The sequence below is a fragment of the Pseudomonas sp. G1002 genome (genome assembly GCF_013385455.1).
Taxonomy (GTDB): Bacteria; Pseudomonadota; Gammaproteobacteria; order Pseudomonadales; family Pseudomonadaceae; genus Aquipseudomonas.
Genome location: NZ_JACAPY010000027.1, coordinates 76,040 through 99,252, shown reverse-complemented (window position 1 = coordinate 99,252; position 23,213 = coordinate 76,040). Strand labels below are relative to the sequence as shown.

Genomic DNA, 23,213 nt, shown 5'->3' with positions numbered 1-23,213 from the left:
CGCATGTTTACTGATTAGGAGGGGGTGGGTCGCAGGCCTGCACCTAATCAATTTGTGGACAGGAGTTCATCATGAGTACTGAAAAATTCAATATCGATGAGAAAGAACTGCACAAGGCCAAGACTTCAAGCAGTGGTGATGCTCGTATTGAAGTTTCGCGAGATGGCACCTTGAGTCATGTATTTGTGCCTACAGACGTCTTTGGCTATCTCTCCTGGAGCGCTTTGGACGGTGCAGTTGAGAGTGTTCGTATCTACTACGGAAGCGACTTGAAAGCCGGGCCGCATCATCGGAAAGCTCCACTTCTTAATGTCACCTACCGCGATGCCGACGGCCATTCATACCATCAGCCTGTGCTGGGTGACCTCACTGTGCTGGTCGATCGTCCGGAGTCCGGTACTACCTTCAAGCACATCGGGAAACTTACAAACGTAACGTTTGAATCGGACGGAGGAACGGTCACGCTTAATGGGAACTACACCGTTGAGTCCGATTGACATCCCAAACAAAAAAGCCCTGATCGATAGGTCAGGGCTTTTTCGTTTCTAGCGCTTACTCACAGACCATTCTTGGCCTTGAACTCCCGACGCCGACGGTGCAACACCGGCTCGGTATAGCCGTTCGGTTGCTTGGTCCCTTCAATCACCAACTCCACCGCTGCCTGGAACGCGATGTTGCTGTCGAAATCCGGAGCCAGCGGACGATACAGCGCATCCCCGGCGTTCTGACGGTCCACCACCGGCGCCATGCGCTTGAGGCTTTCCATCACCTGGGCTTCATTGACGATGCCGTGGCGCAACCAGTTGGCAATGTGCTGGCTGGAGATACGCAGGGTGGCGCGGTCTTCCATCAGGCCGACGTCGTTGATGTCCGGGACTTTCGAGCAACCCACGCCCTGGTCGATCCAGCGCACCACGTAACCGAGGATGCCCTGGGCGTTGTTGTCCAGCTCGTTGCGGATTTCTTCCTCGGACCAATCGGTATTCTGGGCCAGGGGAATGGTCAGGATATCGTCTACCGAAGCACGTTCGCGCTTGGCCAGTTCGGCCTGGCGGGCGAACACGTCAACCTTGTGGTAGTGCAGCGCATGCAGCGCAGCCGCCGTCGGCGAAGGAACCCACGCGGTGTTGGCGCCGGCCAGCGGGTGAGCAATCTTCTGCTCCAGCATGGCGGCCATCAGGTCGGGCATCGCCCACATGCCTTTACCAATTTGTGCGCGGCCTTGCAGGCCGGTGCTCAAGCCGATGTCCACGTTCCAGTTTTCGTAGGCGCCGATCCACTTCTCGGCCTTCATGGCGGCCTTGCGCACCATCGCGCCGGCTTCCATGGAGGTGTGGATCTCGTCGCCGGTACGGTCGAGGAAGCCGGTGTTGATAAACACCACGCGCTCGCTGGCGGCCTTGATGCAGGCCTTGAGGTTGACCGTGGTACGGCGCTCCTCGTCCATGATCCCGACTTTGAGGGTGTTGCGCGGCAGCTTCAGCACGTCTTCGATGCGACCGAACAGCTCGTTGGTGAACGCAGCTTCTTCCGGGCCGTGCATTTTCGGTTTAACGATGTAGACCGAACCGGTGCGGCTGTTCTTGCGGCGGGTGTTGCCGTTAAGGCTGTGGATCGCCGACAGGCTGGTGAGCAGGCCATCGAGAATGCCTTCCGGCACTTCGTTGCCATCCTTGTCGAGGATCGCGTCGATGGTCATCAAGTGGCCAACGTTACGCACGAACAGCAGCGAACGACCGTGCAGGGTCACTTCCTTGCCGTCGGCACCGGTGTAGACGCGGTCGGCGTTCATGGTGCGGGTAAAGGTCTTGCCACCCTTGGCGACTTCTTCCGACAGGTCGCCCTTCATCAGGCCGAGCCAGTTGCGGTAGATCACCACCTTGTCATCGGCATCGACGGCGGCGACGGAGTCTTCGCAGTCCATGATGGTGGTCAGGGCGGCTTCCATCAGCACGTCTTTCACGCCGGCGGCGTCGGTCTGGCCGACCGGGGTGCTGGCGTCGACCTGGATTTCGAAGTGCAGGCCGTTGTGCTTCAGCAGGATGGCGGTCGGCTTGGCTGCGTCGCCCTGGTAGCCGATCAACTGGGCATCGCTGCGCAGGCCGCTGTTGCTGCCGCCCTGGAGGCTGACCACGAGCTTGCCGTCGACGATCTTGTAGCCAGTGGAGTCCACGTGGCTGCCGGCAGCCAATGGCGCGGCTTCGTCAAGGAAGGCGCGGGCGAAGGCGATGACTTTGTCGCCACGCACCTTGTTGTAGCCTTTGCCCTTTTCGGCGCCGTCGGCTTCGCTGATGGCGTCGGTGCCATACAGCGCGTCATACAGCGAACCCCAGCGCGCATTCGAGGCGTTGAGGGCGAAACGGGCGTTCATCACCGGCACCACCAGTTGCGGGCCGGCCATGTGGGCAATTTCTTCATCGACGTTTTGGGTCGAGGCCTGGAAATCCGCGGCTTCTGGCAGCAGGTATCCGATATCTTGAAGGAAGGCTTTGTAGGCCACCGCGTCGTGGGCCTGGCCGGCGTGCGCCTGGTGCCAGGTGTCGATCCGCGCTTGAAAATCGTCGCGTTTGGCGAGTAGGGCTTTGTTCTTCGGCGCCAGGTCGTGGATGACCTTGTCGGCACCGGCCCAGAACTGGTCGGCGGTGATGCCGGTACCAGGAATGGCTTCGTTGTTCACGAAGTCGAACAGGACTTTGGCGACCTGCAGGCCACCAACTTGAACGTGTTCAGTCATTGCTTGCCTCACTCTGCGGAGCTTATGCGCTTTTCAGCTTTTCAATTTACCAATGAAGCCTCTGGCCATGTAAACCGTGAACACGCTGCACCAGTACATGCCGTAGAAGGCGGCTGGGCGGGCGGCGTCGCGGTGCGTGGTTGCCTTGGCAGACATCGACCTAACGTTATGTAGTGCGCGATTGGGCATACTACATGATGAGTTGCGGTTGTGAAAATTAGACTAAATACGTCGTTTAGCGACCCACTTTGGTCGTACGGTCACAGTGGGGTACGGGATGTTCTCAAAAAACTATTGGATTGTTCCATATAAATATAAAAATGGTACACGATTTGTTTTCGTGGCTACCTGAGTCCACCTTGGTAGGTACGAGGGGAACGCCTGGTTCCTACCTGATTTTCATAAGAAGAGGACGACACCATGGACCATCTCGTACTGACTGTCATCGCCCCGGACAAACCCGGTGTGGTCGAACGCATCGCCCAATGCATCGCCGCCCATGGCGGCAACTGGCTGGAAAGCCGCATGGCGCACATGGCCGGGCAGTTTGCCGGGATTTTGCGGGTGAGCGTGCCGGCGGAAAATCGGCTGGACTTGATTGGCGCGCTGGAAGACTTGTCCACCCACGGCATTCGCGTGCTGCTGGGCGAAAGCAGTTCGCTCGCCCCCAGCGAGTCGCAACCCATCGCGATGGAACTGGTCGGTAACGACCGGCCGGGGATTGTTCGCGACATCACCGCGCTGCTCAGCAAGCAGGGCGTCAACCTGGAGCGCTTGATCACCGACGTGCGCCCGGCGCCCATGAGCAGCGACCTGCTGTTCCACGCCGAAGCCTTGCTGGCGGTGCCGTTGACGCTGCCGCTGGAAACCTTGCAGGCGGCGCTGGAAACCCTGGCCGACGACTTGATGGTGGAACTGGAACTACGCAGCGAGGAATAGTTGCCCACAAGGTTATGCATGGAAATCTTGCATGGGCCTGTGGATAACCTGTAGAGACCCGCGTCCGGCCCAGGCGGGCCGTGGCTCTTCGCCAGCTGGCTAAAAAACGAACAGTTTCAAGGGCTTGTGCACAAACGCCGGGGACCAGGCTGTGGATAACCTTGGGGTGAATGCCTGCAAGCCACACCAGCTGTGGCTTGCAGAGGTTTGTACGTTATTTGATCAGTTTTTCCGCACAGTCATCCAGGCGTCGATGCTGTAAACCACCAGGCCGGCCCAGATAAAGCAGAAGGCGATCAGCGTGGCGGGTGCCAGGTGTTCGTTGAACAACAGCACGGCTTCCAGCAGCACCAGGGTGGGCGCCACGTATTGCAGGAAGCCCAGGGCGGTGTAGGGCAAATGCCGTGCGGCGGCGTTGAAACACACCAGCGGGATCAGCGTCACCGGGCCTGCGGCCACCAGCCACCACGCTTCGGAGGTGCTCCAGAATTCCATCTGTGCGCTGTGGGCCGAGGGGTTGAACAGCAACCATGCGATGGCAATCGGCACCAGCATCCAGGTTTCCACCACCAGCCCGGGCAATGCCTTGACCGGCGCCTGCTTGCGGATCAACCCGTAGAAACCAAAGGTCGCCGCCAGGACCAGGGATACCCACGGCATGCTGCCGACTTGCCAAACCTGTTGCGCCACGCCTACCGCTGCCAGGCCCACGGCCACCCATTGCAGCCGGCGCAGGCGCTCGCCGAGGATCACCATGCCCAGCAGCACGTTCACCAGCGGGTTGATGTAGTAACCCAGGCTGGCCTCCAGCATGCGGCCACTGTTCACCGACCACACATAGGTCAGCCAGTTGGCCGCGATCAAGGTGCCGCTCAGGGCCAGGATCGCCAGGCGCCTGGGGTTGTCCCGCAGTTCTCGGAGCCAGCCCGGGTGTTTCCAGACTATCAGCAGCAGACTGCCGAACAGCGCCGACCACAGCACGCGGTTGACGATGATTTCTGCGGCGGGAACGCTGGCGATGGCCTTGAAGTAGATCGGGAACAGGCCCCAGATGACGTAGGCGCTCAGGCCCAATATGTACCCGCGACGGGGGTTGGCGGCTTGCATGCAGAATCCTTGCTTAGGCAGCTAACAAAGCCGCGATTGTAAGGATATTTGTCAGCGGATGTGTGTTGAAAGTGTAGGGCCCAAGGTCAGGGCCCAGACGGCAGGGATCAGAACAGCTTCAACGGTTCTTCGTTGAGCGCCGACAACTGTTCACGCAACGCCAGAACCTGGTCGCCCCAGTAACGTTCGCTGCCAAACCAGGGAAAGCTGTGGGGGAACGCCGGGTCGTCCCAGCGCCGTGCAAGCCAGGCGCTGTAGTGCATCAGGCGCAGGGCACGCAGGGGTTCGATCAGGGCCAGCTCGCGCGGGTCGAAGTCGTGGAATTCCTGGTAGCCGTCCATCAATTCCGACAGTTGCCCCAGGCATTCCTGACGATCACCGGCGAGCATCATCCACAGGTCCTGAACGGCGGGGCCCATGCGGCAGTCATCGAGGTCGACGATATGGAACATCTCGTCGCGGCACATCATGTTGCCGGGGTGGCAATCGCCGTGCATGCGGATGTTCTTGTGGGGCGTGGCCTTGTAGACCTCCTCCACACGCTTGAGCAGGTCGCGGGCCACGGACTCGTAGGCTGGCAGCAGGCTGCGAGGAATGAAGTTGCCTTCCAGCAGGGTGTTCAGGGAATCGTGACCGAAATTCTTCACGCCCAGGGCTTCGCGGTGTTCGAAGGGGCGGGTGGAACCGACCGCATGCAGGCGGCCGAGCAATTGGCCGAGGCGATACAACTGGTCGAGGTTGCCCGGCTCCGGTGCGCGTCCGCCACGGCGCGGGAACAGGGTGAAGCGAAAACCCGCGTGCTCGAACAGGCTTTCACCGTTGTGAATCATCGGCGCCACCACCGGCACTTCGCACTCGGCCAGTTCGAAGGTGAAACTGTGTTCTTCGAGGATCGCTTCGTTGGTCCAGCGTTGCGGCCGATAGAACTTGGCGATCAAGGGCTCGGAGTCTTCGATGCCGACCTGGTAGACACGGTTTTCGTAGCTGTTGAGCGCGAGGATGCGGGCGTCGCTGAGGAAACCGATGCTTTCGACTGCGTCGAGCACCAGGTCAGGGGTCAGTGTTTCAAACGGGTGTGCCATGCGAACTCCTGCGCGCAGCAGGGCGCCGCGTCCGGCCGGGTATGGTAACGCACCGGGGTCGAGATAGGTGGTGACTGTTCTGACGCCTTCGCGAGCAAGTCGAATCGTCGCACCGCCGCTCCCACATTTGACCGAGTTCCACCTTAGGAATGCGGTCAAGTGTGGGAGCGGGCTTGCTCGCGAAGAGGCCTTATCAGGCGCCGACGATCCCGCCATCATCCCGACGAATCGCCATCACCGAGGACCGTGGCTTGCCATTCGGCAGATGCTCCGGCCAGGTGGAGCCACCGGTTTCCCCCGGATGCTGAATCCCCACAAACAGGGTTTTCTGGTCCGGCGAGAAGCTGATCCCGGTCACTTCACAGGCCACCGGCCCCACCATGAACCGCCGAATTTCACCGGTCGACGGGTCGGCACACAGCATCTGGTTATTACCCATCCCGGCAAAGTCGCCGCCGTTGCTGTAGTCGCCATCGGTGAGGATCCACAACCGCCCGGCCTTGTCGAAGCCCAGGCCGTCCGGGCTGTTGAACATGTTCTGCGGGTTGATGTTGGATGAGCCGCCCTTTGGCGTGCCGGCATGCACCGCCGGGTTGCCGGCCACCACAAACAAATCCCAGCTGAAGTCCGGCGCGCCATGGTCGTTGGCATTGGCCTTCCAGCGCAGGATCTGCCCGTAGACGTTTTTCTCCCGCGGGTTCGGGCCGCCCACCGGCTGGCCGTCTTCGCCGCGCTTGGCGTTGTTGGTCAGGGTGCAATACACCTGGCCGTCGGTGGGGCTGACCACGATCCATTCCGGGCGGTCCATGCGGGTGGCTTTCACCACGCTGGCGGCCAGGCGCGCGTGGATCAGCACTTCGGCCTGGCTGGCAAAACCGCTGTTGGCGTCGATGCCGTTCCTGCCGTAGGTCAGCTCGACCCATTGGCCCTGGCCCTTGGGGTGGTCGGCATTGCCGTCTCCCGCGTCGAAGATCGCCACGTACAAGGTGCCGTGGTCCAGCAGGTCCTTGTTGGCCTTGGGATTCTTGTGATTGATCTTGTCGCGGCTGATGAACTTGTAGATGAACTCGCCGCGCTCGTCGTCGCCCATGTACACCACGGCGCGGCCGTCGCGGGTTTCCGCCAGCGCAGCATTTTCATGCTTGAAGCGGCCGAGGGCGGTGCGCTTGACCGGTGTGGATTGCGGGTCGAACGGGTCGATTTCCACCACCCAGCCATGGCGGTTGAGTTCGTTGGGATTCTTGGCCATGTCGAATCGGGGGTCGTGGGGGTGCCAGTTGATGTCTTTGCTGGCGGCGACCACGCCATAGCGTTTCTGCCCGGCGTCGAAGGTCTGTTGCGGGTTGCTGCTGCCGAAGCAGTCGGTGAAGTTCTCTTCGCAGGTGAGATACGTGCCCCACGGGGTCTTGCCGTTGGCGCAGTTCTGGAAGGTGCCGAGGACTTTTTTGCCGGTTTTGTCGGCGCTGGTTTTCAGCCAGGCATGGCCCGCCGCAGGGCCACCGAAGCGGATTGGCGAGTTGCCGTGGATGCGCCGGTTGTAGCGCGAGTCCTGGACGAACTGCCAGGTGTCGCCTTTGCGCCGTACTTCGATCACCGACACCCCTTCGCTGGCCAACGCCTTGCGCACGTCTTCCGCCGATTGCGGCGCGCCACCGTGGGCGTAGAGGTAGCGGTAGTTGGTGTATTCGTTGTTGATCGCCATCAGCGCGCGGTTGTCGTCACCGGGGAAGGCGAACAGGCTCATGCCGTCGTTGTTGTCGCCGAACTGCTGTTCCTGGGCCTTGGCCGTGCCGTTGCCGCTGGGGTCGAAGGCCGGCGCGTTCTTGTGCAGCGGCTGGCCCCAGCTGATCAGTACCGAGGCGCTGTAGCCGGGCGGCAGGGTGATGGTGTCGCTGGTGGCCGAGGCGATGCTGGCGAAGCCCAGAAGCGGGCTGTTCGACGCGGCGTTGACCGCCAGGGCGCTGCGGGTCAGCAGGTTGCCGCCGAGGAACATCGCGGCACCGCACAGGGCGCCGGCGCCGATAAAACGCCGGCGGCTGAGGCCGACCATCTGTTCCAGGTCGGTGGCTTGGTTTTCTTCTAATAGGCTCATTTCAGGCTCCCTGCGGGTTTTTGCAGCCACCTTAGGGAGCAGTCGTGACGAAATTGTTGCAGTTTGAAGCGCTACACCGGAGTGCCCAGCAGCACGTTGCTGGGGGAGAACTGCACCTTCACCTGCAGGCCTTCGGCGGCATGGATCTGCGCAAGCGCGTCGGGCCGGGCCAGGGCGCAGAGAACCTGGCCGTTGGGCAAGGTGATCCGCACCTCGCTGGGGCCGTCTTCGGCATCGAGAATGGCGTCGATTTTTCCTTCCAGGCAATTGTGTCCAGGTGTTGCTGCCTGCGTGACGGCCAGTACTTCAAGCCAGCCGGCCTTGATCAGGGCGACGACTTCGGTGCCGATCTCCAGCTCCAGGCGCAAGGTACTGTCGTGGGTGATCTGCGCATCCAGGCGCAGCCCGGCTGCCAGCTCCAGGCGAATCAGGTCATTGCGGCCGTGGCTGTCGATGGCGATCACCCGGCCGTGCAACTGGTTACGTGCGCTGGTGCGCAGCATCAGGCGGCCCAGCAGGTTGAAGTCGCTGGCGTCTTCGGCGGAATCCAGCACCTGGGCTTGCAACACCTGCAGGCGTTGGTAAAGGCGTAATACCCGCTCACCCTCGGCCGTCAACCTGGCGCCGCCACCGCCCTTGCCGCCAACGCTGCGTTCCACCAGCGGCTTTTGCGCCAGGTTGTTCAGTTCGTCGATGGCGTCCCAGGCCGCCTTGTAGCTCAGCCCCGCACTCTTTGCGGCGCGGGTGATGGAGCCTTGTTCGGCAATATGTTGCAGCAGTGCAATGCGCTGCGGGCGACGGACGATGTGTTGGCTCAAGAGGGTTGGCAGGGACATGGTTACACGCTTCGATGGAATGGGCTGACGTTGCGGGCAGGACGCCCGCGAGTCAAGTCATGTGCCGGGCTTGGGCGTACGGGCCAGGCAATACACATCCACCTGTCGGGCGCCGGCATCCATCAACAGGCGGGCGAGACTGCTGGCGGTGGCGCCGGTGGTCAGTACGTCGTCGATCAGCGCCAAGTGCCGGCCTTTGACTTGCGCGCCGTCGGCCAGGGCGAAGGCCTGGTGCAGGTTGCGCTTGCGGGTCCTGGCGTCCAGGTCTTGCTGCGCCACGGTTTCACGCGGCCGTGACAGCAGGTGCTCATCCCAGGGGATGTTCAGGTCCTCACTCAGCCAGCGGGCGAGCATCGCCGCCTGGTTGAAGCCCCGTTCCCGCAGGCGTTTGCGGGCCAGGGGCACGGGCAGCAGGCAGTCGGGGCGAGCCAGCGCGGCATCTTCATAGCGGTGTTGAAGGAATTGTCCCAACAGGTGCGCAAGCAGGTGCCCCAGCGGCCAGCGGGCCTGATGCTTGAAACGGCTGATCAGGCTGTCGATGGGGAAGCTGTAGGTCCACGGCGCGACGACCTGCTTGAACGCCTGAGGTTGCTTCAAGCACTGGCCGCACACCAGGCCCGTCGCCGGCAACGGCAGTGCGCACACCTCGCAATGTTCCATCAGCCAGGGCAGCTCGGTTTCGCAGGCGCCGCAGACAGGATCGGCCGTTCCGCTGCTTTCATCGCAGATTAAACAGGTTTGGTTGCTTTTTAACCAGATGTAAACCTCGTGTTTGTTCTCAAGTTGACAGTGCATGAATCTTCCTTAAATATGCCGAGCATCCGTGTCGTACCTGTGGGTATTACTCCCACAGGGCTTGCCAAAGCATAATCAAGGAATCGCCCATGAGCGCCAGCATCACTGCCAACCTGCGTCACGATTGGTCTTTAGCCGAAGTCAAAGCGCTGTTCGTACAGCCCTTCAACGACCTGTTGTTCCAGGCGCAGACCGTGCACCGCGCGCATTTCGACGCCAACCGCGTCCAGGTTTCCACGCTGCTGTCGATCAAGACCGGCGCCTGCCCGGAAGATTGCAAATATTGTCCGCAGTCGGGCCACTACAACACCGGCCTGGAAAAAGAGAAGCTGATGGAAGTGCAGAAGGTCCTCGAAGAGGCCGCTCGCGCCAAGGCCATCGGTTCGACCCGTTTCTGCATGGGCGCCGCCTGGAAGCATCCGTCAGCCAAAGACATGCCCTACGTGCTGGAGATGGTCAAAGGCGTGAAAGCTATGGGCCTGGAAACCTGCATGACCCTCGGCCGTCTCGACCAGGACCAGACCGAAGCCCTGGCCCAGGCCGGCCTCGATTACTACAACCACAACCTCGACACGTCGCCGGAGTTCTACGGTTCGATCATCACCACCCGCACCTACGGTGAGCGCTTGCAAACCCTGGCGTACGTGCGTGATTCGGGGATGAAGATCTGCTCCGGCGGCATCCTCGGCATGGGCGAGTCCCTGGACGACCGCGCCAACCTGCTGATCCAACTGGCCAACCTGCCGGAGCATCCGGAGTCGGTGCCGATCAACATGCTGGTGAAAGTTGCCGGTACGCCGCTGGAAAACGCCGACGACATCGACCCGTTCGACTTCATCCGCATGCTGGCGGTGGCGCGCATCCTGATGCCGCAGTCCCATGTGCGGCTGTCGGCCGGGCGTGAGGCGATGAACGAGCAGATGCAGGCCCTGGCGTTTTTTGCCGGCGCCAACTCGATTTTCTACGGCGACAAGCTGCTGACCACTGCCAACCCGCAGGCGGACAAGGACATGCAACTGTTCTCGCGCCTGGGCATCTTGCCGGAAGCTCGTGAAGAGCACGCCGATGAAGTGCACCAGGCGGCGATCGAGCAGGCGCTGGTGGAGCAGAAGAGCAGCGAGCAGTTCTATAACGCGGCTGTTTGATAAGTCCACTTTGGAATGCCACCCAAATGTGGGAGCGGGCTTGCTCGCGAAGGCGGTGTGTCAGCCAATACATAAGCTGACTGATCCACTGCTTTCGCGAGCAAGCCCGCTCCCACATTTTTGACTGCGTTCAACCTGATCTACCGAGGTCTGCATGTCTTTCGATCTCGCCGCGCGTCTTGCGGCTCGTCGTGCCGAACACCTGTATCGCCAACGTCCACTGCTGCAGAGCCCGCAAGGCCCTGACGTGGTGGTCGACGGCCAGCCGTTGCTGGCGTTCTGCAACAACGATTACCTGGGCCTGGCCAATCACCCGCAAGTGATTGAAGCCTGGCGCGCGGGCGCGGCTCGCTGGGGCGTGGGTGGCGGCGCTTCGCATCTGGTGATCGGCCACAGCACGCCGCACCATGAACTGGAAGAGGCCCTGGCCGACCTCACTGGTCGCCCGCGGGCGCTGCTGTTCACCACCGGTTACATGGCTAACCTTGGCGCCGTCACCGCGCTGGTGGGGCAGGGCGATACGGTGCTGGAAGACCGCCTTAACCACGCCTCGTTGCTGGATGCCGGTTTGCTCTCGGGTGCGCGCTTCAATCGTTACCTGCACAACGATGCTGAAAGCCTGGCCAAGCGCCTGGAGAAAGCCACCGGCAATACGCTGGTGGTGACCGACGGCGTGTTCAGCATGGACGGTGACCTGGCCGACTTGCCGGCGCTGGCCCGTGAAGCCCGGGCCAGGGGCGCATGGTTGATGGTGGATGACGCCCATGGCTTCGGGCCTTTGGGCGCCAACGGTGGCGGGATCGTCGAGCATTTTGGCTTGAGCCAGGAAGACGTGCCGGTATTGGTGGGCACGCTCGGCAAGGCTTTCGGTACCGCCGGCGCCTTTGTGGCGGGCAGCGAAGAGCTGATCGAAAGCCTGATCCAGTTCGCCCGCCCGTATATCTACACCACCAGCCAACCGCCGGCATTGGCCTGCGCCACGCTGAAAAGCCTGGAACTGCTGCGCACCGAGCATTGGCGGCGGGAGCATCTCAATGGGCTGATCCGCCAGTTCCGTCAGGGCGCCGAGCAGATTGGCCTGGAACTGATGGACAGTTTCACGCCGATCCAGCCGATCATGATTGGCGACAGTGCCCGCGCCGTGCGTTTGTCGCAGATGCTGCGCGAGCGCGGGCTGATGGTCACCGCGATCCGCCCACCGACCGTGCCCGCCGGCAGTGCCCGTCTGCGGGTGACTCTCACGGCGGCCCACAGTGAAGCCCAGGTGCAGCTATTGTTAAGCGCATTGGAAGAGTGTTTCCGCTTGTTAGGCCAGGAGCCCGACCATGCGTGATCGACTGATATTGCTGCCTGGCTGGGGCCTCGGCGTTTCGCCGCTGGAACCGTTGGCGGCGGCGTTGCAGGGGCTGGATGAACACTTGCAGGTGCAGATCGAACCGTTGCCGGGCGTGGAGTCGGACGACCTTCAAGAGTGGCTCGATGAGCTGGATTCGACCTTGCCCCAAGACGTCTGGCTGGGTGGTTGGTCCCTCGGTGGCATGCTTGCTGCCGAGTTGGCCGCGCGGCGCGGTGATCATTGTTGCGGTTTGCTCACCTTTGCCAGCAACGCAAGCTTCGTGGCCTGGTCCCGCTGGGACCATGGCATGCACGAAGAGGATTTTATTGCGTTTCTTAACGGTTGCCGCCTTGATCCGGTTGCGACGTTAAAACGCTTCAGTCTGCTTTGCGCCCGGGGCTCCAGCGATCCCCGATCAGTTGCTCGGCTATTGCTGGCGGGTGCCCCTAAAACCTCCGCGCAAACCTTGCTCAGTGGTCTGGAGCTGTTGGGCCGATTGGACACCCGTCAGGCGTTGGTCGACTTTCAAGGGCCGCAGTTGCATCTGTTTGCCGGGCTGGACGGGCTGGTTCCGGCTGAAGTGGCGAGTGAGTTGTTCGCCTTGTTGCCTGACGTTGAAATCGGCCTGATTGAACAGGCCGGTCACGCTTTTCTACTGGAGGACCCCCACGGTGTGGCGGGGGCCATCCAGGCTTTTTTGCATGAGTGCGGTGATGACTGATTTGTCCCATGTGTTGCCCGGCGGTTTGCCAGACAAGCGCCAGGTAGCGGCCTCCTTTTCCCGCGCAGCCGCCAGTTACGACAGCGTTGCCGAGTTGCAGCGTGCGGTGGGCAGCGAGCTGTTGCGGCGTTTGCCCGAAGGTCTTTCTCCACAACGCTGGCTGGACCTGGGCAGTGGCACGGGCTATTTCAGTCGTGTGCTGGGCCAGTCGTTTGCGGGTAGCCAGGGTTTCGCCCTGGATATCGCCGAGGGCATGCTCAAGCACGCCCGGCCGCTGGGCGGTGCACAACATTTCATCGCTGGCGATGCCGAGCGTTTGCCGTTGCAGGACGCCAGTTGCGGGCTGATCTACTCCAGTTTGGCGGTGCAGTGGTGCTCGGATTTTGCCGCAGTGCTCAGCGAAGCGCGGCGCGTATTGCAGCCCGGCGGCGTGCTGGCGTTTGCCAGCCTCTGCGTGGGTACGCTGGATGAGTTGCGCGAAAGCTGGCGCGCAGCGGATGGCATGGTTCATGTGAACCGCTTCCGGCCGTTCAGTGCTTATGAGCAACTGTGCGCAGCCAGTGGTTTGCGGGTGCGCAGCCTGGAGCAGTGTCCCCACGTGTTGCATTACCCCGACGTGCGCAGCCTGACCCACGAACTGAAAGCGTTGGGTGCGCACAATCTGAACCCGGGGCGCCCAGGAGGGTTGACGGGCCGGGCGCGGATTGTTGCACTGGTGCAAGCCTACGAGCAGTTCCGCCAGGCCCAGGGCCTGCCGGCAACTTATCAAGTGGTGTACGCCGTCCTGGAGAAACCTCTATGAATGCCGCTTACTTCATTACGGGGACCGACACCGACGTCGGCAAGACCACCGTCGCTGCCGGCCTGCTGCATGCCGCGCGGCAAGCCGGCAAAAGTACGGCGGCGGGCAAGCCGGTAGCCTCTGGGTGCCAGCTGACGCCCAAGGGCCTGCGCAATTCGGACGCCCTGGCGTTGCTGGCCGAGTGTTCGTTGCCGTTGAGTTATGCCGAGGTCAACCCGGTGGCCTTCGAGCCGGCCATCGCGCCGCATCTGGCGGCCCGTGAAGCCGGCGTGGCGCTGACGGTGCAGTCGTTGTTGAAACCCATGCAGCACGTTCTCGCCAAGCAGGCGGACTTCACCTTGATCGAAGGTGCGGGCGGCTGGCGTGTGCCATTGGCGGACCAGGACAATTTGTCGGACCTGGCCCAGGCGCTGAAGCTGCCGGTAATCCTGGTGGTGGGTGTGCGGCTGGGGTGTATCAGCCACGCGTTGCTGACCGCAGAAGCCATCGCCCGGGACGGGTTGCCGCTGGCGGGCTGGGTGGCCAATATCATCGACCCCAAGACCTCTCGTCTGGAAGAAAACCTCGCGACCCTGGCTGAACGACTCCCCGCGCCATGCCTGGGAAGGGTGCCCAAGCTCAAGCATCCCAGCGCCGAAGCGGTCGCCGCGTACTTGCAACTGGACCTGCTTGACTAGTTTTGCCTATCGAGAAGGCATTATGCCATTAGTGTTTTTGACGAGCGTTTTGCCGGTAGGTCTGCTTCAATAACAGTTCACGATTCTCTTATAGGCAGGTTCACGCCATGGAAATCTCTGGTAGCAGCGCGTTTTACTCGGGACTGAGCGCGATTCAGACCGGGCAGAACCGTGTCGACCAGGCCGCCGGCAAGATTGCCAGCGCCGCCACTTCCCAGCCTTCGGACGCGCAAAGTGATCGTTTGCGTTCGGTAGACGCCAATCAGGCCAGCAACTCGGCGAGCAACATGGTCGAGATGGCCCAAGGCAAGTTCCAGGTTGAACTGGGCGCCAAAGTCGCCAAGGCTTCCGACGAAATGCTCGGCACCTTGATCGATACTTACGCATAACCCCCCCCTCTTATCGTGCGAGCTGGCTTCTCTGTGGGAGCTGGCTTGTCTGCGATAGCGTCACCTCGATCCTCCTGATACACCGCGGCGCCCGCATCGCAGGCAAGCCAGCTCCCACACTGATCTTCACCGCTCAATAATCTTTTTCCCCCTGAATCGTCATGCGGCATTTCGCTGCAGGCCTTGCCGTGCCTGGCGTTGACCTGCGTCATGACAAACGGCGTTTGCGCGACGCTTGACAAGGATTGGTCGTAAACGTATGTTTCAAACAACTGTTTGACCGCCACAACACATCCATGCGGTTGTTCATCCCAGATACATCAGCAGAGGTTTATCGCTATGCCTGACTACAAGGCCCCCTTGCGTGATATTCGCTTCGTTCGTGACGAACTGCTTGGCTATGAAGCGCACTATCAGAGCCTGCCGGCTTGCCAGGACGCTACCCCGGACATGGTTGACGCCATTCTCGAAGAAGGCGCCAAGTTCTGTGAGCAGGTACTGGCACCGCTGAACCGCGTGGGTGATATCGAAGGTTGCACCTGGAGCGAGTCAGGCGTTAAGACCCCTACCGGTTTCAAAGAAGCCTACAAACAGTTCGTTGAAGGCGGCTGGCCAAGCCTGGCCCACGACGTGGCGCACGGTGGCCAGGGCCTGCCGGAATCCCTGGGCCTGGCGGTCAGCGAAATGGTCGGCGAAGCCAACTGGTCGTGGGGCATGTACCCGGGCCTGTCCCATGGCGCGATGAACACCATTTCCGAGCACGGCACCCCCGAGCAGCAAGAGGCTTACCTGACCAAACTGGTGTCGGGCGAGTGGACCGGCACCATGTGCCTGACCGAACCGCACTGCGGCACCGACCTGGGCATGCTGCGCACCAAGGCCGAGCCTCAGGCTGATGGTTCCTACAAGGTTTCCGGTACCAAGATCTTCATCTCGGCCGGCGAACACGACATGGCCGACAACATCGTCCACATCGTGCTGGCTCGCCTGCCGGACGCACCGGCTGGCACCAAAGGCATTTCGCTGTTCATCGTTCCCAAGTTCGTACCAAACGCCGACGGTTCGATTGGCGAACGCAACGCGGTGTCCTGTGGTTCCCTGGAACACAAGATGGGTATCCACGGCAACGCCACCTGCGTGATGAACTTCGACGCGGCCACCGGTTTCCTGATCGGCCCGGCGAACAAAGGCCTGAACTGCATGTTCACCTTTATGAACACCGCTCGCCTGGGCACCGCGCTGCAAGGCCTGTCCCACGCTGAAATCGGCTTCCAGGGCGGCCTCAAATACGCTCGCGACCGCCTGCAAATGCGCTCCCTGACTGGCCCGAAAGCGCCAGACAAGGCCGCTGACCCGATCATCGTGCACCCTGACGTGCGCCGCATGCTGCTGACCATGAAAGCCTTCGCCGAAGGCAACCGCGCGATGGTGTACTTCACCGCCAAGCAGGTTGACGTGGTCAAGTACGGCACCGACGACGAAGCCAAGAAACAGGCTGACGCACTGCTGGCGTTCATGACCCCGATTGCCAAGGCGTTCATGACCGAAGTCGGTTTTGAAGCCGCCAACCACGGCGTGCAAATCTACGGCGGCCACGGCTTTATCGCCGAGTGGGGCATGGAGCAGAACGTTCGCGACAGCCGCATTTCGATGCTGTACGAAGGCACCACTGGCATCCAGGCCCTCGACCTGCTGGGCCGTAAAGTGCTGATGACCCAAGGCGAAGCGCTGAAGGGCTTCACCAAGATCGTCCACAAGTTCTGCCAGGCCAACGAAGGCAACGAAGCCGTACAGGAATTCGTTGCACCGCTGGCGGCACTGAACAAAGAGTGGGGCGAGTTGACCATGAAGGTCGGCATGGCGGCCATGAAAGACCGCGAAGAAGTCGGTGCCGCTTCGGTGGATTACCTGATGTACTCCGGTTATGCCTGCCTGGCTTACTTCTGGGCCGACATGGCCCGCCTGGCCGCTGAGAAACTGGCTGCCGGCACCAGCGAAGAAGGCTTCTACACCGCCAAGCTGCAGACTGCGCGTTTCTACTTCCAGCGCATCCTGCCGCGTACCCGCACCCACGTTGCAACCATGCTGTCGGGCGCCAACAACCTGATGGACATGAAAGAAGAGAACTTCGACCTGGGCTACTAAGCCTCGGCCAGTTCGCTTCAAAAGCCGCCGCTCCTTCGGGAGCGGCGGTTTTTTTTGCGCGATAAAAAACCACAGTACCGCACTCAGGGATTGCTCCGAGCGGCCGTTACAGTGATGGCAATGTGATACGCATCACATTGAATGTGCTTAACTGTGATCAGTGAAGGCACTGTGCCATCTTTTTTTGTGGGTCGGAGCTTTACCCTTGTCGCGCGCGTCTGCTGTACGTTTCAGTCATTTTTTACCTTCACTGCTTTTACTGCTGGCGGGGCTCTCGGCTGCGTATGTGAAGGATCTCAATGTGTTCTTCACTTCACTGTTCAATGTGCTGCCGACCCTCGTGCTGCTGCTGGGCGGCTCGTACTGCGCGGTCTACCGGCGCCAGCGAGAGCTGTTCCTGATGATCACGGTGTATGTGGTCTATTTCCTGCTGGATACCCAGACCGATTACTACCGCGATAACGGTCGCGTGCGGGACGACGCGGCCGTGGTCTTCCACCTGTGTTGCCTGTTGTTACCGTTGCTGTTCGGCATCTACGCGGTCTGGCAAGAAAAAACCCACCTGTTTCGCGACTTCGTCGCACGCTGCGCGGTGCTGTTTGCGGTAGGCAGCGTGGCGCTTGCCCTTGAACAAAGTTTCCCCCATGCCTTGTTAAGCTGGTTGGCCGAAATTCGCTGGCCCGCCTTGCATGGCCGCTGGATGAGCCTGATCCAGCTGTCCTATCCGATGTTCCTGATTGGTTTTGTGACCCTGGCCGCGCAGTACTGGTATCAACCAAGACCGCTGCACGCCGCGCAGTTGGTAGGGTTGCTGGGGTTGTTCTGGATGTTGCCGCAGACGTTCATCCTGCCGTTCACCCTGAACATCATGTGCAGCCAGGTGATGCTGATGATTGCTGCCGGGGTGGCCCACGAGGCTTATCAAATGGCCTTCCGTGACGAGCTGACCGGGTTGCCGGGCCGCCGCGCGCTCAATGAGCGCATGCAACGCCTGGGGCGCAATTATGTGCTGGCCATGGGCGACGTCGATCACTTCAAGCGTTTCAACGATACCCATGGCCACGACGTGGGCGACCAGGTACTGCGCCTGGTGGCCAGCAAGCTGTCCAAGGTCAACGGCGGCGGCCGGGCCTACCGCTATGGCGGTGAGGAATTTGCCGTGGTATTCGCCGGCAAGACCCTGGATGAATGCCTGCCGCACCTGGAAGAGATCCGCGAAATCATCGCCAACTACGACATCAAGCTGCGTAACCCGGACCGTCCCCACGACGACCAGCAGGGGCGCCAGCGTCGTGTGGGCAATGGCGCTTCCAGCGTGTCGGTGACCGTCAGCATCGGCGTGGCCGAACGCCAGGCCGAGCAGCGCAGCCCTGAAGAAGTGCTCAAATCCGCCGACCAGGCGCTGTACAACGCCAAGGGTGCGGGGCGTAACTGCGTGGTCGCTGCGGGGCAGACCCGCCGCGGCGCGGTCCGCATGGACAGCGCTGCCGGTTGAGTGATGGTGGTGTATTCAGCGGCCCTACAGTGATTGTCCGGTGGGCCGTGGGGCAGTAGGTTGAAGGCATCTGCTGCCGGAGACATTGCCATGCCTGACTATAAAGCTCCCCTGCGCGACATGCGCTTTCTGATCGATCACGTCTTTGACTTCCACGGCCACTACGCCGCGCTGGGTGCAAGCGATGCCAGCCCGGACATGGTCGGCGCGATCCTCGAGGAAGGTGCGAAGTTCTGCGAAAACGTCCTGGCGCCGTTGAACCGCTCCGGCGATGAAGAAGGCTGCCATTTCGACAACGGTGTGGTGAGCACGCCCAAGGGCTTCAAGGAAGCCTTCGCGCAGTACGTGGAAGGCGGCTGGCACGGTTTGGCGGCTGACCCGGCCTACGGCGGGCAGGGCTTGCCAATGTCCCTGGGCCTGGTGCTCGCGGAGATGATCTCCTCCAGCAATACGTCCTGGGGCATGTACCCTGGCCTGACCCACGGTGCGATGTCGGCGATCCGTGCCCACGGCACTGAAGAGCAGAAAAACACCTACCTGAGCAAACTCACCGCGGGCCAGTGGACCGGCACCATGTGCCTGACTGAAGCCCATTGCGGCACCGACCTGGGCCTGATCAAGACCCGCGCCGTCCCGCAGGCCGACGGCAGTTATGCAGTCACCGGCAGCAAGATTTTCATCTCGGCCGGCGAGCATGACATGAGTGACAACATCATCCACCTGGTGCTGGCCAAGCTGCCGGATGCGCCGGCCGGCACCAAGGGAATCTCGCTGTTTATCGTGCCCAAGTTCCATGCCGACTCGGGCGAGCGCAACACGATGAGTTGCGGCTCCATCGAGCACAAGATGGGCATCAAGGCGTCGGCCACCTGCGTGCTGAACTTCGATGGCGCCCGGGGTTTCCTGATTGGTGAGGCGAACAAGGGCCTCAACTGCATGTTCACCATGATGAACCATGCGCGCCTGGGCACCGGCATGCAGGGCCTTTGCCTGGGGGAAGCGAGCTTCCAGGGTGCGATCAAGTACGCCAACGACCGCTTGCAGATGCGCTCGCTGACCGGCGCCAAGGCACCCGAAAAAGCCGCTGATCCGATCATCGTCCACCCGGATGTGCGGCGCATGTTGCTGACCATGAAAGCCTTCAATGAAGGCAACCGCGCATTGACCTACTTCTCGGCACAGTTGCTCGATACCGCACACCTGAGTGGCGACGAGGGGCAACGCCAGGAAGCCGAAGACCTGTTGGCCTTCCTTACGCCGATCTGCAAGGCGTTCATGACCGAAACCGGGCTGGAGGTGACCAACCACGGCATGCAGGTGTTCGGTGGCCATGGTTTCATTCGTGAATGGGGCATGGAGCAACTGGTTCGCGATTGCCGGATTGCGCCGATCTATGAAGGGACCAACGGCATCCAGGCGCTGGATTTGCTCGGGCGCAAGGTGCTCGGCAGCCAGGGCAAGCTGCTGCGCGGCTTTACCAAAATCGTCCACAAGTTCTGCGCGGCCAACGCCGAACATCCGCAACTCAAGGCCCATGTGGCTCAGCTCAACCAGTTGAATCAGCAGTGGGGTGAGCTGACGGTCAAGGTAGGCATGGCAGCCATGAAAAACCCGGATGAAGTCGGCGCTGCAGCCCTGGATTACCTGATGTACAGCGGCTACATCATCCTTGCCTACTTGTGGCTGCGCATGGCGCTGGTGGCGCAGGAGCAGTTGGACAGCGGTAGCGGTGATGCCGATTACGCCCAAGGCAAGCTGGCGACCTGCGAGTTCTACTTCAAGCGCCTGCTACCGCGCACGGCCGCGCACCGGGCGGCGGTGGAGGCGGGCAGTGAGTGCCTGATGAGTCTGCCGGCGGAGCTGTTTGCGCTTTAGTGACCGTAAAATACTTGTTGGTCACAAGCAGACCCTATGTGTCACAAAAGTTGTTCGGTTACACTCGGGGTCTGTAAAACCGACCCCACCCGAATAACGTTAAAGTTCTCACGAGGTTTGCCATGGCTGACTACAAAGCGCCGCTGCGCGATATGCGCTTCGTCCTCAACGAAGTTTTCGAGGTCGCCAAACTCTGGGCCCAACTGCCCGCGCTGGCGGAAACCGTCGACGCCGAGACCGTTGAGGCAATCCTCGAAGAAGCCGGCAAAGTCACCTCCAAGACCGTCGCCCCGCTCAGCCGCGGCGGCGACGAAGAAGGCTGCCGCTGGGAGAATGGCGCGGTCTTCACCCCGGCTGGCTTCAAGGACGCCTACAAAACCTACGCTGAAGGCGGTTGGGTGGGTGTTGGCGGCGACCCGGCGTACGGCGGCATGGGCATGCCCAAGGCGGTGTCGGCTCAGGTGGAAGAGATGATCAACTCCTCGGGCCTGGCCTTCGGCCTGTACCCGATGCTGACCTCCGGCGCCTGCGTGTCGATCAACACCCACGCCAGTGAAGAGCTCAAGGCCACTTACCTGCCGAATATGTACTCCGGTGTGTGGGCCGGTTCCATGTGCCTGACCGAACCTCATGCCGGCACTGACCTGGGGATAATTCGGACCAAGGCCGAGCCTCAGGCAGACGGTTCCTACAAGGTCAGCGGCACGAAGATCTTCATCACCGGTGGCGAGCACGACCTCACCGAGAACATCATCCACCTGGTGCTGGCCAAGCTGCCGGACGCACCGGCGGGTCCCAAGGGTATTTCGCTGTTCCTGGTGCCCAAGTTCATGGTCAATGCCGACGGCAGCCTGGGGGCGCGCAATCCGGTGACCTGCGGCTCCATTGAACACAAGATGGGCATCCAGGCGTCTGCGACCTGCGTGATGAACTTCGACGAAGCCGTGGGCTACCTGGTGGGCGAGCCGAACCGTGGCCTGGCCGCGATGTTCACCATGATGAACTACGAGCGCCTGGGTGTTGGCATCCAGGGCCTGGCCTCCGGTGAGCGCTCTTATCAGAACGCTATCGAATATGCGCGCGACCGCCTGCAAAGCCGTTCGCCAACCGGTCCGAAAGCCAAGGACAAGGTCGCTGACCCAATCATCGTCCACCCGGACGTGCGGCGCATGCTGCTGACCATGAAAGCCGCGAACGAAGGTGGCCGTGCGTTCTCCACCTATGTGGCGATGCAGCTCGACACCGCCAAGTTCAGCGAAGACGCCACCGCCCGCAAACGCGCGGACGATCTGGTTGCTCTGCTGACCCCGGTTGCCAAGGCGTTCCTGACCGACCTGGGCCTGGAAACCACCGTGCACGGCCAGCAGGTTTTCGGCGGCCACGGCTACATTCGCGAATGGGGCCAGGAGCAACTGGTGCGTGATGTGCGCATCACCCAGATCTACGAAGGCACCAACGGCATTCAGGCCCTGGACCTGGTGGGACGCAAGATCGTCGGCAGCGGTGGGGCGTTCTACAAGCTGTTCGCTGATGAGATCCGCCATTTCACCGCCACTGCCGGCGCCGAACTGGCCGAATTCACCAAACCGCTGAACGCGGCCGTGGATGACCTGGACGAACTGACCGCCTGGCTGCTGGACCGCGCCAAATCCAACCCGAATGAAATCGGCGCGGCATCCGTGGAATACCTGCACGCGTTCGGCTACATGGCTTATGCCTACATGTGGGCCCTGATGGCCAAGGCGGCTCTGGGTAAAGAGGCTCAGGAAGACTTCTACGCGAGCAAGCTGGGCACCGCGCGTTTCTACTTTGCGCGCTTGCTGCCGCGGATCGCGTCCCTCAGCGCTTCGGTAAAAGCCGGTAGCGAATCGCTGTTTTTGCTGGATGAAGCACTGTTCTAAGGACTTGGAGGGCGTGTAAGCATTCTCTTACATGACGTGCTGCTATTCGTCCTCTATCGCCAAATTGGATCCACGGATAATCTACTTCACATGGACGTCGCGCAGGAAGCGCAAAGCAACAACACGGACACGTAGGATTCTGCCAGGAAGGCGGAGTGAAATGGATGTCAGGGAAACAGTCTGCAAAGCCCCGCTTCGGCGGGGTTTTCTTTTGCCTGCGAAAAAGTCAGGCGGGCGCGTTCATCACGTCTTCCAGCAGCGTGCGCAACAATTCCAGCGTCGCCTGCTGGCGCTGCACATCCCGGCACACCAACCCCACTTTCAACGGCACCCGTGGTTCGCTCAAGGGTTTCCACAGCAACGCCTTGCTGTTGTGTTCATCCTGGGAGCGTCCGGGAAGCACCGTCGCCAGCTTGGTGTGGGGCAGGCTGTCGAGAATCCCCGCCATCGTATTCAACTCGGCCTGCACTTGCGGGCGTCGGCCCAGGTTGGCCAATTGACCTTGCCATATCTGGCGCACCTGAAACTCTTCCCCCAGCAGCAACATGGGTAACTCGGCGGCTTGCTTCAGGGAGACTTTCTTGAATTCCCGCAGCGGGTGATCAGCCGGGATGACCACCTTCAGTTCATCTTCATACAGCAGCACGCCGTGCAGCCCCGGCTGGCGTGGCGGCAGGTAGCTGATGCCGATATCCAGCGAGCCGTTGAGCAGCCGGCGTTCGATTTCCATCCCGGTCAGCTCGTAGATCTGTACGACCAGGTGCGGCTGGGCCTTGCGCACTCGTTCGAGCATCTGCGGCACCAGGCTGGTGTGCACGGTTTGCAGCACGCCGATCGCCAAGGTGCGCAGTGCCTGGCCCTTGAAGTTGCGCAGTGCTTCCACCGCGTGCTGCATACCGTCGAGCAAGGGCAGGGCGTGGTTATACAAAGTGTGGGCGGCGAGGGTCGGCAGCAGGCGCTTGCTGCTGCGTTCGAACAGGCTCACATCAAGGTTTTGCTCGAGCTGGCGAATCTGCTGCGACAAAGCTGGCTGGGAGATCGACAGGCGCTCCGCTGCCCGCCCCACATGGCCTTCTTCGTACACCGCGACGAAATAACGCAGTTGCTTGAAATCCATAAGTAATGCTTATCGAAAATGCTGG

The 23,213-nt window shown here is 61.4% G+C and carries 19 protein-coding genes; 12 read left to right on the top strand and 7 right to left on the bottom strand.

Annotated elements, in window-relative coordinates; all coding sequences use genetic code 11:
* Positions 1-71: 71 nt before the first annotated feature.
* Positions 72-497, top strand: coding sequence for a hypothetical protein (locus HX801_RS14675; protein WP_177022300.1), 426 nt, complete (start codon positions 72-74; stop codon positions 495-497).
* Positions 498-556: 59 nt separating this feature from the next.
* Here the strand turns inward: HX801_RS14675 and HX801_RS14670 are convergent, their stop codons facing one another.
* The gene (locus HX801_RS14670) at positions 557-2,734 is read right to left on the bottom strand and encodes a malate synthase G (protein ID WP_177022299.1); all 2,178 of its coding nucleotides are present in this window, start codon (positions 2,732-2,734) and stop codon (positions 557-559) included.
* Between the two features lie 420 nt (positions 2,735-3,154).
* Between HX801_RS14670 and HX801_RS14665 the strand changes: the two genes are divergently transcribed.
* Positions 3,155-3,673: a glycine cleavage system protein R gene (locus tag HX801_RS14665; protein ID WP_003211081.1), complete on the top strand. Its 519-nt coding sequence runs from the start codon at positions 3,155-3,157 to the stop codon at positions 3,671-3,673.
* Positions 3,674-3,895: 222 nt separating this feature from the next.
* On the opposite strand, the gene rarD is transcribed toward HX801_RS14665, so the two are convergent.
* From rarD to HX801_RS14640, 5 genes are all read right to left on the bottom strand, one after another.
* Complete coding sequence (gene rarD, locus HX801_RS14660) at positions 3,896-4,780, bottom strand: EamA family transporter RarD (protein ID WP_177022298.1); 885 nt, start codon at positions 4,778-4,780, stop codon at positions 3,896-3,898.
* A 107-nt stretch (positions 4,781-4,887) separates the two neighbouring features.
* Positions 4,888-5,862 carry a serine/threonine protein kinase gene (locus tag HX801_RS14655; RefSeq protein WP_003211077.1) on the bottom strand — a complete coding sequence of 325 codons (975 nt, stop codon included), beginning with the start codon at positions 5,860-5,862 and terminating at the stop codon, positions 4,888-4,890.
* Positions 5,863-6,055: 193 nt separating this feature from the next.
* Entirely contained in the window at positions 6,056-7,954 is a 1,899-nt protein-coding gene (locus HX801_RS14650) for a PhoX family phosphatase (protein WP_177022297.1), read from the bottom strand.
* 71 nt (positions 7,955-8,025) lie between these two features.
* Complete coding sequence (locus HX801_RS14645) at positions 8,026-8,790, bottom strand: TOBE domain-containing protein (protein WP_177008818.1); 765 nt, start codon at positions 8,788-8,790, stop codon at positions 8,026-8,028.
* A 57-nt stretch (positions 8,791-8,847) separates the two neighbouring features.
* Positions 8,848-9,585 (bottom strand): ComF family protein, encoded by a 738-nt coding sequence (locus HX801_RS14640; RefSeq protein WP_177022296.1) that lies wholly within the window; start codon positions 9,583-9,585, stop codon positions 8,848-8,850.
* A gap of 89 nt (positions 9,586-9,674) precedes the next feature.
* On the opposite strand from HX801_RS14640, the gene bioB reads away from it, so the two are divergent.
* The 10 genes from bioB to HX801_RS14590 all read left to right on the top strand — a co-directional run bounded on the left by bioB (position 9,675) and on the right by HX801_RS14590 (position 22,071).
* The gene (bioB, locus tag HX801_RS14635; protein WP_003211072.1) at positions 9,675-10,730 is read left to right on the top strand and encodes a biotin synthase BioB; all 1,056 of its coding nucleotides are present in this window, start codon (positions 9,675-9,677) and stop codon (positions 10,728-10,730) included.
* Positions 10,731-10,884: 154 nt separating this feature from the next.
* The gene (gene bioF / locus HX801_RS14630) at positions 10,885-12,063 is read left to right on the top strand and encodes an 8-amino-7-oxononanoate synthase (RefSeq protein WP_177022295.1); all 1,179 of its coding nucleotides are present in this window, start codon (positions 10,885-10,887) and stop codon (positions 12,061-12,063) included.
* Positions 12,056-12,787 carry an alpha/beta fold hydrolase gene (locus tag HX801_RS14625; protein WP_177022294.1) on the top strand — a complete coding sequence of 244 codons (732 nt, stop codon included), beginning with the start codon at positions 12,056-12,058 and terminating at the stop codon, positions 12,785-12,787. Before bioF ends, HX801_RS14625 begins: the two co-directional genes overlap by 8 nt.
* On the top strand, positions 12,780-13,589 hold the full coding sequence (gene bioC / locus HX801_RS14620; protein WP_177022293.1) for a malonyl-ACP O-methyltransferase BioC: 810 nt from the start codon (positions 12,780-12,782) through the stop codon (positions 13,587-13,589). Before HX801_RS14625 ends, bioC begins: the two co-directional genes overlap by 8 nt.
* Positions 13,586-14,266 (top strand): dethiobiotin synthase, encoded by a 681-nt coding sequence (gene bioD / locus HX801_RS14615; protein ID WP_008434374.1) that lies wholly within the window; start codon positions 13,586-13,588, stop codon positions 14,264-14,266. The genes bioC and bioD overlap by 4 nt, the downstream gene beginning before the upstream one ends.
* A gap of 107 nt (positions 14,267-14,373) precedes the next feature.
* Complete coding sequence (locus tag HX801_RS14610) at positions 14,374-14,655, top strand: hypothetical protein (RefSeq protein WP_003211062.1); 282 nt, start codon at positions 14,374-14,376, stop codon at positions 14,653-14,655.
* 339 nt (positions 14,656-14,994) lie between these two features.
* Positions 14,995-16,800, top strand: a complete 1,806-nt coding sequence (locus tag HX801_RS14605; protein ID WP_087694738.1) for a phenylacyl-CoA dehydrogenase — start codon at positions 14,995-14,997, stop codon at positions 16,798-16,800.
* A 205-nt stretch (positions 16,801-17,005) separates the two neighbouring features.
* Complete coding sequence (locus HX801_RS14600; protein WP_023659318.1) at positions 17,006-18,295, top strand: diguanylate cyclase; 1,290 nt, start codon at positions 17,006-17,008, stop codon at positions 18,293-18,295.
* Between the two features lie 90 nt (positions 18,296-18,385).
* Positions 18,386-20,170 (top strand): acyl-CoA dehydrogenase C-terminal domain-containing protein, encoded by a 1,785-nt coding sequence (locus tag HX801_RS14595; RefSeq protein WP_177022292.1) that lies wholly within the window; start codon positions 18,386-18,388, stop codon positions 20,168-20,170.
* A gap of 122 nt (positions 20,171-20,292) precedes the next feature.
* Positions 20,293-22,071, top strand: coding sequence for an acyl-CoA dehydrogenase C-terminal domain-containing protein (locus HX801_RS14590; RefSeq protein ID WP_177022291.1), 1,779 nt, complete (start codon positions 20,293-20,295; stop codon positions 22,069-22,071).
* Between the two features lie 226 nt (positions 22,072-22,297).
* On the opposite strand, the gene HX801_RS14585 is transcribed toward HX801_RS14590, so the two are convergent.
* Complete coding sequence (locus HX801_RS14585; protein WP_003211052.1) at positions 22,298-23,188, bottom strand: LysR family transcriptional regulator; 891 nt, start codon at positions 23,186-23,188, stop codon at positions 22,298-22,300.
* Between the last annotated feature and the right edge of the window lie 25 nt (positions 23,189-23,213).